The 14,569-nt window shown below is 74.7% G+C and carries 11 protein-coding genes and 1 pseudogene; 7 read left to right on the top strand and 5 right to left on the bottom strand.

The window, feature by feature from the left end:
- Positions 1 to 14 precede the first annotated feature (14 nt).
- Together ABD954_RS19030 and ABD954_RS33640 are read left to right on the top strand one after the other, a co-directional pair.
- On the top strand, positions 15 to 968 hold the full coding sequence (locus ABD954_RS19030; RefSeq protein WP_345487244.1) for a sigma-70 family RNA polymerase sigma factor: 954 nt from the start codon (positions 15 to 17) through the stop codon (positions 966 to 968).
- Positions 923 to 1,198 (top strand): annotated as a pseudogene (locus ABD954_RS33640) (transposase); the annotation flags it as partial. The gene ABD954_RS19030 and the pseudogene ABD954_RS33640, both read left to right, overlap by 46 nt.
- A gap of 13 nt (positions 1,199 to 1,211) precedes the next feature.
- Here the strand turns inward: ABD954_RS33640 and ABD954_RS19040 are convergent.
- From ABD954_RS19040 to radA, 3 genes are all read right to left on the bottom strand, one after another.
- Positions 1,212 to 1,778: a hypothetical protein gene (locus ABD954_RS19040; RefSeq protein WP_345487245.1), complete on the bottom strand. Its 567-nt coding sequence runs from the start codon at positions 1,776 to 1,778 to the stop codon at positions 1,212 to 1,214.
- Between the two features lie 92 nt (positions 1,779 to 1,870).
- Complete coding sequence (disA, locus tag ABD954_RS19045; RefSeq protein ID WP_345492299.1) at positions 1,871 to 2,929, bottom strand: DNA integrity scanning diadenylate cyclase DisA; 1,059 nt, start codon at positions 2,927 to 2,929, stop codon at positions 1,871 to 1,873.
- 204 nt (positions 2,930 to 3,133) lie between these two features.
- A complete protein-coding gene (radA, locus tag ABD954_RS19050) occupies positions 3,134 to 4,537 on the bottom strand; it encodes a DNA repair protein RadA (RefSeq protein ID WP_345487246.1) in 1,404 nt (467 codons plus the stop codon).
- A gap of 345 nt (positions 4,538 to 4,882) precedes the next feature.
- Between radA and ABD954_RS19055 the strand changes: the two genes are divergently transcribed.
- Positions 4,883 to 6,562 (top strand): BACON domain-containing protein, encoded by a 1,680-nt coding sequence (locus ABD954_RS19055; RefSeq protein WP_345487247.1) that lies wholly within the window; start codon positions 4,883 to 4,885, stop codon positions 6,560 to 6,562.
- Between the two features lie 44 nt (positions 6,563 to 6,606).
- Here the strand turns inward: ABD954_RS19055 and ABD954_RS19060 are convergent, their stop codons facing one another.
- Positions 6,607 to 7,389, bottom strand: a complete 783-nt coding sequence (locus tag ABD954_RS19060; protein ID WP_345492301.1) for a DUF3109 family protein — start codon at positions 7,387 to 7,389, stop codon at positions 6,607 to 6,609.
- A 143-nt stretch (positions 7,390 to 7,532) separates the two neighbouring features.
- On the opposite strand from ABD954_RS19060, the gene ABD954_RS19065 reads away from it, so the two are divergent.
- The 4 genes from ABD954_RS19065 (at position 7,533) to ilvD (ending at position 12,187) form a co-directional block, all read left to right on the top strand.
- On the top strand, positions 7,533 to 8,459 hold the full coding sequence (locus ABD954_RS19065; RefSeq protein ID WP_345487248.1) for a Ppx/GppA family phosphatase: 927 nt from the start codon (positions 7,533 to 7,535) through the stop codon (positions 8,457 to 8,459).
- A 210-nt stretch (positions 8,460 to 8,669) separates the two neighbouring features.
- Complete coding sequence (locus tag ABD954_RS19070; protein WP_345487249.1) at positions 8,670 to 9,590, top strand: sugar phosphate isomerase/epimerase family protein; 921 nt, start codon at positions 8,670 to 8,672, stop codon at positions 9,588 to 9,590.
- Positions 9,587 to 10,201 (top strand): TetR/AcrR family transcriptional regulator, encoded by a 615-nt coding sequence (locus tag ABD954_RS19075; protein ID WP_345487250.1) that lies wholly within the window; start codon positions 9,587 to 9,589, stop codon positions 10,199 to 10,201. The genes ABD954_RS19070 and ABD954_RS19075 overlap by 4 nt, the downstream gene beginning before the upstream one ends.
- A 132-nt stretch (positions 10,202 to 10,333) precedes the next feature.
- Positions 10,334 to 12,187 carry a dihydroxy-acid dehydratase gene (ilvD, locus tag ABD954_RS19080; protein ID WP_345487251.1) on the top strand — a complete coding sequence of 618 codons (1,854 nt, stop codon included), beginning with the start codon at positions 10,334 to 10,336 and terminating at the stop codon, positions 12,185 to 12,187.
- A 179-nt stretch (positions 12,188 to 12,366) separates the two neighbouring features.
- On the opposite strand, the gene ABD954_RS19085 is transcribed toward ilvD, so the two are convergent.
- Positions 12,367 to 14,559 (bottom strand): protein kinase domain-containing protein, encoded by a 2,193-nt coding sequence (locus tag ABD954_RS19085; RefSeq protein ID WP_345487252.1) that lies wholly within the window; start codon positions 14,557 to 14,559, stop codon positions 12,367 to 12,369.
- Positions 14,560 to 14,569: the final 10 nt, after the last annotated feature.

The following is a 14,569-nucleotide window of genomic DNA, read 5'->3' on the forward strand; positions in this document are numbered from 1 at the left end:
CTAGGGTGACCCGCGTGGACAGCATCGCCACCGATCGCTTCGACGCCGGCCGGTTCGAGGCCAGCCGCAACCGGCTGGCCTCGCTGGCGTACCGCCTCCTCGGCTCCGCCAACGACGCCGAGGACGCCGTCCAGGACGCCTTCCTGCAGTGGCAGGCCGCCGACCGGCAGCACATCAGGGTGCCGGAGGCGTGGCTGACCAAGGTCGTCACCCATCTGTGCCTGGACCGGCTCCGCTCGGCCCGGGCGCGTCGCGAACGCGCCGCCGGCGCCTGGCTGCCCGAACCGCTCCTCGACGGCGACCCCATGCTCGGCCCGGCCGACACCTTCGAGCAGCGCGAATCGGTCTCCCTGGCCGTGCTGACGCTGATGGAACGCCTCTCGCCCCACGAGCGGGCCGTCTACGTGCTGCGCGAGGCGTTCTCCTACGGCCACGCCGAGATCGCCGAGATCCTCGACATCACCGAGGCGGCGAGCCAGCAGCACCTGCACCGGGCCCGGCGCCGCGTCACCGCCGGCCGCCGCGGCGGCGAGGTCGCTCCGGCGGCGGTCCGCGGGATCGTCGAGGAGTTCCTCGCGGCCGCCGCCTCGGGCCGCACCGAACGCCTGGTGGCGCTGCTCACCGACGACGCGGTCGCGGTCTCGGACGGCGTCGGGGGCACGGCCCGGGAGCTGCTGCGGTACGACACCCCGGAGCGCATCGCCACCGTCGTACGGGCCGGCCTCAAGCCGACTCCCGCGAAGCGGCGACTGGCCGGCGGCACGCCCGCCCTCCACCACGCGCTCGTCAACGGCGCCCCGGCGCTGCTCTTCGTGGTGGCCGGCCAGGTCAAGGGCGCGGTGACGTTCGACGTCGCCGACGGCAGGATCGCGATGGTGCGGGGCATCGCCGCCCCGGACCGCCTCCGCCGCCTCGGCGAGGCATGGCGACGGCAGGGACCGGACACGCCCCTCGTCGACCGGTGGTGAGCGGCGGGGCCGCCGGGGCGAGCGGCGGGCCGCCCGGTGGTCGGCGATGGACCGCCCGGCGGTGGGCGGCGGGGCCGCCCGGTGGTCGGCGATGGGCCGACCGTCGTCGGACCCTGGAGGTCAACGCGTGGACGTACCGCACCGGCTCGCCCCGGCGGGACCTGCCGGACGATTCGGGCTCATTCCGGACCGCTCACCAACGGCTGCTCAGGTGGCCCGTGGACGGCACCTGGGAACGGATCCTCACCGCGCTCCCGGCAGCGGCCGACCGCCGAGGCCGGTCCGTCCGACGCCACGAGGTGAGAACGTCATCGGTCCGATCCATCCCCGGCGGACGAGGGCGATCTGGGAGGGCAGCGGCGACACCGGGTCGAGCACCCTCCCGCGGGCCCAGTTCTCGAACAGCCCCTCGGTCGTCCCGACCGCGGACACCACCATGGTCACCTCCAGGTCCCCGTCGCTCCAGGTGTTCCACAGTGCCCAGCCCTCCGGCCTGGGGTCGACGCCGATCCGTGCGCACACCTCCTCGTACGCCTCCTCCGTCCCGGCCGGCATGACCCCGGGCTTCAACACCGAGGCTCCGACGAGGCGGACCACAGGCCGGTCCTCGTCCAGACAACCGTCGCCCTCGAAGTGGTAATGGCGCAGAGCCCGAGCAAGCACGTTCACGCTGCGCTGGAGCGGTGTCGCCTCATCCGGGTCTGCCTGGAACGAGAGCCATCCTTCGTTGGATGCCTCCACACTGACGCGGTGGGCGAGGCGCTCGATCTCCCGGAGATAGTCCAGGTCACTGAGCTCGGATGCGGTCATGGCCCGAAGTCTCGCACCGTGCCGCCGACGCCGACACAGGTGATCGATCCGGCATGCCGCGCCCTGCACACCGCACTTCGAAGGGACAGGCCCTAGACGTACCGCTCCAGGATCGACGACTCCGCCAGCCGCGACAGACCCTCGCGGACGCTGCGCGCCCGGGCCTCGCCGACGCCGTCCACGGTCTGGAGGTCGTCCACGCTCGCCGCGAGCAGCTTCTGCAGACCGCCGAAGTGCTCCACGAGCCGCTCGATGATCGCGCCCGGCAGCCTCGGCACCTTGGCGAGCAGCCGGTAGCCGCGCGGCGAGACCGCCGAGTCCAGGGTCTCGGGGGAGCCGGTGTAGCCGAGCGCCCGCGCCACTATCGGCAGTTCGAGCAGCTCGGCGTGGGTCAGCGCGTCCAGTTCGGTGAGCGCCTCGGAGACCGTGCGGGACCGCTTGGCCGTGGGCTCGGGCACGTAGTCACGGATGACGAGCTCGCGCTCCGGCTCCACGCCCGCGATCAACTCGTCCAGCTGGAGCGACAGCAGCCGGCCGTCGGTGCCGAGCTCCACCACGTACTCGGCGATCTCGGTCGCGATCCGGCGCACCATCTCCAGGCGCTGGGCCACGGCGGTGACGTCCCGGACGGTCACCAGGTCCTCGATCTCCAGGGCGGAGAGCGTGCCGGCCACCTCGTCCAGGCGCAGCTTGTAGCGCTCCAGGGTCGCCAGGGCCTGGTTGGCGCGGGACAGGATCGCCGCCGACTCCTCCAGGACGCGGCGCTCGCCGTTGACGTACAGGGCGATCAGCCGCATCGACTGCGACACCGAGACGACCGGGAAGCCGCACTGCTTGGAGACCCGGTCGGCCGTACGGTGCCGGGTGCCGGTCTCCTCGGTGGGGATGGACGCGTCGGGCACCAGCTGCACGCCGGCCCGCAGGATCTTGCTGATGTCCTTGTCGAGGACGAGCGCCCCGTCGAGCTTGCACAGCTCGCGCAGCCGCGTGGCGGTGAACTCGACGTCGATGACGAAACCGCCGGTGCACATCGACTCGACGGTCTTGTCCATCCCGAGCACGATCAGACCGCCGGTGTTGCCGCGGAGGATCCGTTCGAGCCCGTCGCGCAGGGCGGTGCCGGGGGCGACGGCGCTGAGCGACGCACGCATCAGTGCCTCGTTGTCCTTGGCTGCCACTGCACTCCTCCGGCTCGTACGGATGGGCGAGACCAGGGCAAAGTCTAGCGACACCGCCCTGCCGCCCTCCGACGCGCGCGCGAGGGCCCCGTCGGGACCCGCCCCGAAAGCCCCCGCCGGGGCCCGCCCGGGAAGCCCGGACCCGCCGCCCCGTCCCCCTCGGCCGCTCCCTCGCCGCTATCCCTCCGCCTCCTGCGGTGCCCGGGGCCGGCGGCCGCGCGGCAGCACCCGCAGGGCGTCGCCCATGTCCGCGACCTCGGTGACCTTCATGCCCGGCGGGACCTTCCCGGGATCGGCCGGGACCAGCGCGTGCGTGAAGCCGAGCCGGTGCGCCTCCGAGAGACGGCGCTGGACGCCCGTCACCCGCCGGACCTCGCCCGCCAGGCCGACCTCGCCGATCGCCACCAGGTTCTTCGGCAGGGGGGTGTCGCTCGCCGCGGAGGCCAGCGCGAGGGCGATGGCCAGGTCGGCGGCGGGCTCGGAGAGCTTCACCCCGCCGACGGTCGCGCTGTAGATGTCCCGCTTGCCCAGCGCGGTGATCCGGCCCCGCTGCTCCAGGACCGCCAGCATCATCGACACCCGCGAGGTCTCCAGGCCCGAGGTGGTGCGGCGCGGCGAGGGGATCTGGGAGTCGACCGTCAGCGCCTGCACCTCGGCCACCAGGGGGCGCCGGCCCTCCAGCGTCACCGTCAGACAGGTGCCGGGCACGGCCGTGTCCCGGCGCGTCAGGAACAGGCCGGACGGGTCGGCGAGCCCGATGATGCCCTCGTCGTGCAGTTCGAAGCAGCCGACCTCGTCCGTCGCCCCGTACCGGTTCTTCACGCCCCGGACCAGGCGCAGGCGCGCGTGCCGGTCGCCCTCGAAGTGCAGCACCACGTCGACCAGGTGCTCCAGGAGCCGGGGACCCGCGATGGCCCCGTCCTTGGTGACGTGGCCCACGAGCAGCGTGGACATGCCGCGCTCCTTGGAGGCCCGGATCAGCGCGCCGGCGACCTCGCGCACCTGGGCCATGCCGCCGGGGGCGCCGTCGATCTCGGGCGAGGCCACCGTCTGCACCGAGTCCAGGACCAGCAGCGAGGGCTTCACCGCGTCCAGGTGCCCGAGGACCGCCGACAGGTCCGTCTCGGCCGCCAGATAGAGGTGGTCGTTCAGCGCGTTGATCCGGTCGGCGCGCAGCCGGACCTGACTGGCGGACTCCTCGCCCGTCACGTACAGCGTGCGGTGCTCGTCGCTCGCGGCCTTGGCGGCCACGTCGAGCAGCAGCGTGGACTTGCCGACGCCCGGCTCGCCCGCGAGCAGCACGACCGCGCCGGGCACGAGCCCGCCGCCCAGGACCCGGTCCAGCTCGTCCACGCCGGTGCTGCGGGCGGTCGCCTGCCGCCCGTCGACCTGGCCGATGGGCAGCGCGGCGGTGGACACCCGCCCCGCGGCGGTGGTGCGGACGGCGGGCGCGCCGTACTCCTCCACCGTGCCCCAGGCCTGGCATTCGGGGCAGCGGCCGAGCCACTTGGCGGTCTGCCAGCCGCACTCGGTGCAGCGGTAGGACGGCCGGTCCTTGGCGGTTTTGGTACGAGCAGCCATGGGCGCCACCGTAGCCCCCGCCACTGACAGCGCCTCCCGTCGGCGCCTCCCGTCGGCGTCCCCCGGCCGTCCCCCGGCCGTCCACCGGGCATCCCCGGACACCCGCCCGGGCACCTGCCCGGCACCCGTCGGCACCCGCCCGGCACCCGTCGGCACCTGCCCGGCACCCGTCGGCACCCGCCGGCTTTCGTGGGCCGGCACCCCAGGGCGCTCCTGCCCGCCCCGCCCCGGCCCGGCAAGCGGAGACGGCCCTCGTGTCCCCTTTCGGGCGATAGCTTCACCCGTACGGATTAAAAGTGTGCAAGCGGTGAGAAGAGCCCCCGCCCTCCTGTCTACCGTCTCCGGGTGACGAGCAGCAGGCTGGAACACCCCACGCGAACCACCGGCGGCCCCCGCACGCAGGGCCAGCGGCCCCCCGCCCGGTACGAGGAGTATCTGGACGGCCTCTTCACCTACTGCCTCTCGGTGCTCTGCGACCACGACACGGCCACCGCCGTCCTCGGCGACGTCCTGGCCGTCGCCGAGCGCCACCACGGCCGCTGTCCCGCCGACGCGTCCGGCCGCCGCGCCTGGCTGTACGCCCTGGCCCGCTGGGCCTGCCTGCGCAGCTTCGGCGAGCAGCGCCGCCGGCGCCAGGGCGCCCACACGGGCCGCCCCGCCGTCGCCGCGCCCCAGCCGCCCCGGGTCGCCCCCGAGGTCGCCGAGCGGCGCCGCGCCGAACTCGCCGCGCTCGCCTGGCCCGAGGCCGCAGGCACCACACCCGAGCAGCGCGAGGCGCTGGAGCTCGCCGTCCGGCACGGCCTCGGCCACCGCGAGGTCGCCGCCGTGCTCTCGCTCGACCCGGTCGCCGCCCGCGAGCTGCTCTCCTCCGCCGGCTGCGAGGTCGAACGCACCCGCGCCGCCCTCGCCGTCGTCGAGACCGGCGACTGCCCGACGGTGGCCCGCCTCACCGGCGACCACCAGGTGCTGCTGTCCGCCGCCCTGCGCGCCGAACTGGTCCGGCATGTCGACGACTGCCCGCGCTGCCGCCGGGTCGCCGAGCGGGCGGGCGCCCAAGCGCCCTGGCCGGGCGCCCTGAGCACCCCGCCCGGCCGGCTCCCGATCGTCGAGGCGCCGCGCGCCGCCGCGTACATGGCCATGCTGCACGTCCCGCGCACCCGCGCCGGCGCCCCCCGCTTCGGCCCGACCGGCTTCCCCCTCGACCCCAAGGACCACGCCGCCCGCCGCGACCGGATGCGCGCCCGCGCCGTCACCACCACCGTGGTCGCCGCGGTGGTCGCCGCCCCGGTCCTCGCCCTGTGGACCTCGTACCGCGGCACGCCGGTCGTCGGCGAGGGCCACGACGGATCCAGGATCAGCGCGCGCGAGCAGGACGGGCCGGCCGCCTCGCAGGGCGGGGCCGGCGGCCGTTCGTACGACCGTTACGAGAACACGGGCAACGCCCAGACCACCCCCGACCCCCGCGGCAGCCGCGCCCCGGACGTCTCCGTCGAGGTGATCAGCCCCGGCGCCCCGGTCCCTCCGGCCCGGCCGGGGCAGCCCGCGCCCGCCCGGATCACCGTCGCCGCGCGCGGCAGCGGCGCGACCACCCTGCTGACCCTCACCAACGAGGGCGGCGCGCCCGCCGCCTGGTCGCTGTGGTCCGACGCCCCCTGGCTGTACGTGAGCCAGGCGTCCGGCACCCTGCGCCCGGGCGAGTCGGTCACGGTCCGGATCTCCGTCGACCGCTCCCGCGAACCGGCCGGTGCCTGGAGTGCCCGGGTCGGGGTCGACCCCTCGGGCGCGGTCGTGCGGATCGACGGCTACGGGGTGACGCCGCCGCCCTCGACGACGAACCCCACCCCGCCGCCGAGCACGACCGAGCCGACGCCCCCGCCCCCGACGAGCGAGCCGCCGACCACCCCGCCGCCGAGCACGACGGAGCCCACGACCCCGCCCCCGACGACGGATCCGACCACCGAGCCCACGCCCACGGAGTCGGCGAGCGAGACGACACCGGGCACGGACCCGGCGCCCTCGCCCTGAAAGACCGAGGAAGGGTCCGAAGACCTAGGAAGGGTCCGGAAGACCTAGGAAGGGTCGGCGGGGTGCGGGGCCACCAGCGGCAGCTGGGAGGCGAGCCGCGCCTCGCACAGCCCGGCCAGCACCTCGTACGCCGCCTCGCCCATCATCTCGACGAGCTCCGGCCGGTACGAGACGTAGACCGGGTCCTTGCCCACGTGCGCGGAGCTCGCGGTCGTGCAGTACCAGTGCAGGTCGTGCCCGCCCGGCCCCCAGCCGCGCCGGTCGTACTCCCCGATCGACACCTGGAGGACCTTGGTGTCGTCCGGGCGGTCGATCCAGTCGTAGGTCCGCCGCACCGGCAGCTGCCAGCACACGTCCGGCTTGGTCTCCAGCGGCTCCCGGCCCTCCCGGACGGCCAGGATGTGCAGCGAGCAGCCCGCGCCGCCCGCGAAGCCGGGACGGTTCTGGAAGATGCAGGAGCCCTCCCAGCGGCGGGTCTGCCGGTCGCCGTCCTCGTCGAGCTGCACCCAGCCCGTGCCCGTGCCGACGTCGTGGAACTGCCACAGCTCCGGCGTGAGCCGCGCCACGTGCTCGGCGACCCGCTTCTCGTCGTCCTCGTCGGAGAAGTGCGCGCCGAGCGTGCAGCAGCCGTCGTCGGCCCGCCCCTCCTGGATGCCCTGGCAGCCGTTGCCGAAGATGCAGGTCCAGCGGGAGGTCAGCCAGGTCAGGTCGCAGCGGTAGACCTGCTCCTCGTCGTCGGGGTCGGCGAACTCGACCCAGGCGCGCGGGAAGTCCAGGCCCTTCTCGTCGGGCTCCTCGCCCTTGGCCCGCTTCCGGCCGACCTTCACGGACTTCGCCGCGTGCGCGGCCCTGACCGCCTTGGCGGCGTCGTGGTCGGGGGTGGGGGCGGCGCTGTCTTTGCCCGGCTTCGCCTTCTTCGTCTTTGGCACAACGCCAAGCGTATGCGGGCGCGCGCAGTAGCGTTCCGTCCATGAGACTCGGAGTCCTCGACGTCGGTTCGAACACGGTGCACCTCCTCGTGGTGGACGCCCACCCCGGCGCCCGCCCGCTGCCCGCCCACTCCCACAAGGCGGAGCTGCGGCTCGCCGAGCTCCTCGACGAGCGCGGCGCCATCGCCGACGCGGGGGTGGAGCGGCTCATCGCCACCGTCCGCGAGGCGCTCACGGCCGCCGAGGACAAGGGCTGCGAGGAGGTGCTGCCGTTCGCGACCTCGGCGGTGCGCGAGGCAAGCAACGCCGACGCGGTCCTCGCCCGCGTCTACGCGGAGACCGGCATCGCGCTCCAGGTCCTCAGCGGCGAGGAGGAGGCCCGGCTCACCTTCCTGGCCGCCCGGCGCTGGTTCGGCTGGTCCGCGGGCAAGCTCTTCCTCCTCGACATCGGCGGCGGTTCGCTGGAGATCGCCTTCGGCATCGACGAGGAGCCCGACACGGCCGTCTCCCTGCCGCTCGGCGCGGGACGGCTCACCAAGGGCTGGCTGCCGGGCGACCCGCCCGACACCACCGACGTGAAGGCGCTGCGCCGCCACGTGCGGGCGCAGATCGCCCGCACGGTCGGCGAGTTCAACCGCTTCGGGCCGCCCGACCACGTCGTGGCCACCTCCAAGACCTTCAAGCAGCTGGCCCGCATCGCCGGTGCCCCGGGCTCCGGCTTCGGCCTGTACGTCCAGCGCAACCTGTCCCGCAAGTCGCTGGAGGAGTGGGTCCCGCGCCTCGCCGCGATGAGCGCGGGTGAGCGCGCCGCCCTCCCGGGCGTCTCCGAGGGCCGCGCCTCCCAGCTCCTGGCCGGCGCCCTGGTCGCCGAGGGCGCGATGGACCTCTTCGGCATCGACGAGCTGGAGATCTGCCCGTGGGCGCTGCGCGAGGGCGTGATCCTGCGCCGCCTGGACCACCTGCCGTAGCGGGCTCGGGCCGGGCGGCGCGGACAGGGCGCCGGGTCGAGCGCTCTGGCAGGGCGTCGGGCCGGGCACGCGGGCAGGGCGGCGGGGCCGGGCGGCGCGGGCCGGGCGGCGGGGCCGGGCGGCGCGGGCCGGGCACGCGGGCAGGGCGCCGGGCCGGGCGTGACCGGAACCACCCCCCGGCCCTCCGGCCCGCCCCGTACCCTGTTCTGCGTGGCAGAACCAGCGGTGCGCGTCCCGGATGCGAAGGTCGCCCTGTCGACGGCCTCGGTGTATCCGGAGTCGACGGCGACGGCCTTCGAGGTCGCCGCGCGCCTCGGCTACGACGGCGTCGAGGTCATGGTGTGGACCGATCCGGTCAGCCAGGACATCGAGGCGCTGCGCCGGCTCTCGGACTACCACCAGGTGCCGATCCTCGCCGTGCACGCCCCCTGCCTGCTCATCACCCAGCGCGTCTGGTCCACCGACCCGTGGGTCAAGCTCCGGCGCGCCCAGGCGGCGGCCGAGAAGCTGGGCGCCACGACGGTCGTCGTGCACCCGCCGTTCCGCTGGCAGCGGCAGTACGCGCGGGACTTCGTGACCGGCATCTGGCGGATGGCCGACGAGACGGACGTCCGGTTCGCCGTGGAGAACATGTACCCCTGGCGGTACAAGGACCGCGAGATGCTCGCGTACGCCCCCGAGTGGGACGTCACCAAGGACGACTACCGGCACTTCACGATCGACCTCTCGCACACCGCCACCGCCCGGACCGACACCCTCGCGATGGTCGACCGCATGGGCGGCCGCCTCGGCCACGTCCACCTGGCCGACGGGCGCGGCTCAGCCAAGGACGAGCACCTGGTGCCGGGCCGGGGCACCCAGCCGTGCGCCGAGCTCCTGGAGCGGCTGGCGCACAGCGGCTACGACGGCCACGTCGTCATCGAGGTCAACACCCGCCGGGCGATGTCCTCCGCCGAACGCGAGGCCGACCTCGCCGAGGCCCTGGCCTTCGCCCGGCTGCACCTGGCCGCCGCGGCGCCGGGCGGCGCAACCGGACCCGCGCGGTCCACCGGTCCCGGCCGGTCCGCCGGATCCGGTGGCTCCGCCCGCTTCAGGGGATCCGCCGGGCCGACCGAGGCCCCGCGCCCGTGACCGAGCCGTCCCCCCGGCGGCGCGGCCGCCCCTCCCGCACCGCGGCGCAGGAGAGCGGACCGGGCGCGCGCGAGCGGATCCTGGAGGCGGCGCGGGCGATGTTCGCCGAGCGCGGCTACGACAAGACCTCCGTACGCGGCATCGCGAAGGCCGCGGACGTCGACGCGGCACTCGTCCACCACTACTTCGGCACGAAGGACGAGGTCTTCGCGGCGGCCATCGAGGTCTCCTTCGAGCCGGCGACGGTCGTGCCGGCCATCGTCGGCGGCCCGCGCGAGGCGATCGGCGAGCGCCTGGCCCGTTTCTTCATCTCGGTGTGGGAGAACCCGGCGACCCGCGCCCCGCTGCTGGCGATCATCCGCTCGGCGCTGACCCACGAGGCGGCGGCGAAGGTGCTGCGCGGCTTCGTCCTGCGGCGTCTCCTCGAGCGGATCGCCGCCGACCTCGACGTACCGGAGCCGAAGTTCCGCGCCGAACTGGCCGCCTCGCACATGATCGGGATCGCGATCCTGCGGTACGTGATCCAGGTGGAGCCGCTGGCCTCGGCGGACCCGGAGGAGATCGTGGCGCAGGTCTCCCCGACCCTCCAGCGCTATCTGACCCAGCCGTGAGGCGAACCCGGCCGACCCGGACGACCGACCGCACACTGAACATTTCGTCCGCCATACGGACACCGTGTCCAGATCTTGGAGTCGAAGCGTACGCTCGACTTCAGAGACATCCATCATGAGGAGCGAGCGACGATGCCCGAGCTGAGGTCCCGCACTGTCACCCACGGCCGCAATATGGCGGGCGCACGCGCCCTGATGCGCGCCTCCGGTGTACCGGGCGCCGACATCGGGCGGAAGCCGATCATCGCCGTGGCCAACTCCTTCACGGAGTTCGTCCCCGGCCACACCCACCTCCAGCCCGTGGGCCGGATCGTCTCCGAGGCCATCACCGCCGCCGGCGGCATCGCCCGCGAGTTCAACACGATCGCCGTCGACGACGGCATCGCCATGGGCCACGGCGGCATGCTCTACAGCCTGCCGTCCCGCGACCTGATCGCCGACAGCGTGGAGTACATGGTCGAGGCGCACTGCGCCGACGCCCTGATCTGCATCTCCAACTGCGACAAGATCACCCCCGGCATGCTGATGGCCGCCCTGCGCCTCAACATCCCGACCGTCTTCGTCTCCGGCGGCCCCATGGAGTCCGGCCGTGCGACGCTCGTCGACGGCACGGTCCGCACGCTCGACCTGGTCGACGCGATCTCCGAGGCCGTCAACGACAAGGTCTCCGACGAGGACATCCTCCGCATCGAGGAGAACGCCTGTCCGACCTGCGGGTCCTGTTCCGGCATGTTCACCGCCAACTCGATGAACTGCCTCACCGAGGCCATCGGCCTCTCCCTGCCCGGCAACGGCTCCGTCCTCGCCACCCACACCGCCCGGCGCGCGCTGTACGAGAACGCCGCCCGCACGGTCGTCGACATCACCCGGCGCTACTACGACGAGGACGACGCCTCCGTCCTGCCGCGGAACATCGCCACGAAGGCCGCCTTCGAGAACGCCATGGCGCTCGACATCGCCATGGGCGGCTCCACCAACACGATCCTGCACCTGCTCGCGGCCGCGCAGGAGGCCGAGCTCGACTACGGCCTGAGCGACATGGACGAGGTCTCGCGCCGCGTGCCCTGCCTGGCCAAGGTCGCCCCGAACGTCGCCCCGCGCGGCACGTACTACATGGAGGACGTGCACCGGGCCGGCGGCATCCCGGCGATCCTGGGCGAGCTGTACCGCGCCGGGCTCCTCAACGAGGACGTCCACGCCGTGCACTCCCGCTCCATCAAGGAGTGGCTGGACGCCTGGGACGTCCGCGGCGGGTCGGCCTCCGAGGAGGCCGTCGAGCTCTTCCACGCCGCCCCCGGCTGCGTCCGCTCCGCCGAGGCGTTCTCCCAGTCCGAGCGCTGGGACAGCCTCGACCTGGACGCGGCCGGCGGCTGCATCCGCGACGCGGCCCACGCCTACTCCAAGGACGGCGGGCTCGCGGTGCTGCGCGGCAACCTCGCCGTCGACGGCTGCGTGGTGAAGACGGCCGGCGTCGACGAGTCGATCTGGACCTTCGAGGGCCCGGCCGTCGTCTGCGAGTCGCAGGAGGAGGCCGTCGAGAAGATCCTCAACAAGCAGGTCAAGGACGGCGACGTGGTCGTCATCCGCTACGAGGGCCCCAAGGGCGGCCCCGGCATGCAGGAGATGCTCTACCCGACGTCCTTCCTCAAGGGCCGCGGCCTCGGCAAGACCTGCGCCCTGGTGACGGACGGCCGGTTCTCCGGCGGCACCTCGGGCCTGTCCATCGGCCACGCCTCCCCGGAGGCCGCCTCGGGCGGCACGATCGCCCTCGTCGAGGACGGCGACCGCATCCGCATCGACATCCCCAACCGCTCGATCGACCTCCTCGTCGACGACGCCACCCTCGCCGCCCGCCGCGAGGCCCTGAACGGCGTCTACGCCCCGAAGAACCGCGAACGCAAGGTCTCCGCCGCCCTGCGGGCCTACGCGGCGATGGCCACCAGCGCGGACAAGGGCGCGGTCCGCGACGTCTCCAAGCTGGGCTGACACGGAAGCCGGGCTGACACGAAGACGGCGGCGGCGGTACGGGGGAGCGCCCCCGCACCGCCGCCGCCGCGTTCCCGGCCACACCGGGCCGCTGCCGACGGCCGCTCCTCACCGGGCCGCCCGTCACCGTGCCGCTACCGACGGGCGCTGCTGACCGGGCCGCTTCGGCCGCTCGGGCCTCACCACCCCGCCGGGTCGCTCCCGTCCACCGCGAAGACGGAGCCGTCGGGAGCCGTGCCGTACACCCGGTGGCCGGACGTGACGGGAGCCGGGACGGAGGTGACGTAGCCGAGACGGCCGTCGCCGAGGCGGGGGCGGGTCTGGCCGACGAGGGTGCCGTGGGCGGTGTCGACGGCGAGGAGGCGGCCGTCGGAGGCGGAGACGTAGAGGCGGCCGCCGTCGCCGGGAGCGAGGGCGGACACGTTGCGGCTGCCGGTCTCCAGGTCCCACAGGACCCGCCCGGCCGCCAGGTCGACGGCGGTCAGGGTGCCGAGCCTGCCGAGCAGGTACGCGGTCGAGCCGGCCACGGCGGTCGACGCGCTGTCGACGCGGTACGGCAGGGGGACGCGCCGCGCCTCCCGGCGCTCGGGTGCGTAGCGGACGAGGGCCTCGGTCTGCATGTCGCGGTAGGTGGCGGACAGGACCAGGGCGCCGTCACGGCCGTGGGCGACGGGCACGAGGTTGCCCTTCAGGCGGTGTGACCACAGGACCTTCCCGGTGGCCGGCCGCACCGCGCTGATCAGGGTGTGGGTCGCGTCGGCGGTCGGTTCGAAGACGGTGAGGAGGCCGGACGCGGAGTCGTACGGGCCGAGCTGCGGGGCGCTGTGGCCGGGCAGCCCGTGCCGCCAGAGCTGCTTGCCGGTGGCGGCGTCGACGGCGCGCAGCCGGCCGGTGCCGCCGGACAGGACGACGACGGAACCGGCCGGCCGGTTGGTCTCGGCGGCCGCCGGGCGGGTGCGCCATCCCGGTGTGCCGTTTCCGGCCGCGTACGTGTGGACTTCTCCGGTGTCGGAGGTGACGGCGACGGTGCCGCCGGGCAGCAGCGCGGGAGCGGTACGGCCGGCACCGGCGGCCGGCCGTGACCAGACGACCCGTCCCGTCGCGGCGTCGAGCCGGCTGACGAGGGGGCCGGGCCCCGAGCAGTAGAGCGCGCCCCCGGAGAGCGCGCAGGCGGGCGCCGAGGCGTCGCCGCCCTCGCCGCCCCCGCCCCTCGTGCCGAGGACGGTCTGCCAGCCGGTGAACGAGGTGGCCGCCTTCGCCGGGTGCCCCGGAGCGGCCGGCCGCTCGGCGCCCCGCGTCGCCAGGACGGCGACGGTGCCGCCCGCCGCGAGGGCGAGCAGCACGCCGAGCGCGACCGGCAGCCGGAGCCGCAGCCGGGGCCGCGGCCATCGGCGCCGGCGGGGCGGTGCCACCGCCCGTACCGGAGTGTCGGCGTCCCACGCGCCGGCAAAGGAGCCGGCAGCGGCGCCCGCCGCACCGTCCGCGGCGAGGGACGGGAAGGGGCCGGGGGACCGCCGCTGGGCGGGTATGAACGCCGTCGCCTCGTACGAAGGCGGCAGCAGCGCCGCCATGATCTCGGCGGGCGTCGGCCGCTCGGCCGGTTCCTTCGCGAGGCAGCGCGCCACCAGGGGCGCCAGCTCCTCCGGCACGCCGGTCAGATCCGGCTCGTCGTGCACGACCTGGTACGCCACGATGTACGGGCTGTCGGAGTCGAACGGGCCGTGCCCGGTCGCCGCGTGCACGAGGACCGAACCCAGCGCGAAGACGTCGGCGGCGGGCCCGACCTCCCTCGGCCGCTGGAACTGCTCGGGCGCCATGAACGGCGGGGAGCCGATCAGCTTCCCCGTCTCCGTGCGCAGGTCGCTGTCGACCGGCCGGGAGATCCCGAAGTCGATCACCTTGGGGCCGGAGTCGGTCAGCAGCACGTTGCTCGGCTTGAGGTCCCGGTGGACCACTCCGGCCCGGTGGATGTCGCGCAGCGCCTCGGCGAGCCCGGCGGTGAGCCGCCGCAGCTCGGCACGGGACAGCGGGCCGCTGCGCTTCACCTGGTCGGCGAGCGTGGGCCCGGGGACGTAGAGGGTCGCCATCCAGGGGCGTACGGCGTCGGGGTCGGCGTCCACGACGGGCGCGGTGAACGCGCCGCTGACCCGCCGGGCGGCGGCCACCTCCTGACGGAAGCGGGCCCGGAACTCGGGGTCCTCGGCGTACTGCGCGTGCACCACCTTGACCGCGAGCCGGAGTCCCGAGGCGGAGGTGGCGAGGTGGACGACGCCCATGCCGCCGGCTCCGAGGCAGGCCTGGAGCCGGTACTCGCCCGCGTAGTCGGGCCCTTCCGCGTCCCGGTCCGCGCCGGTACTGCGCAACGGCGGCATCGCCAACCCC

The organism is Streptomyces roseoviridis (assembly GCF_039535235.1).
GTDB classification, from domain to species: Bacteria; Actinomycetota; Actinomycetes; order Streptomycetales; family Streptomycetaceae; genus Streptomyces; species Streptomyces roseoviridis.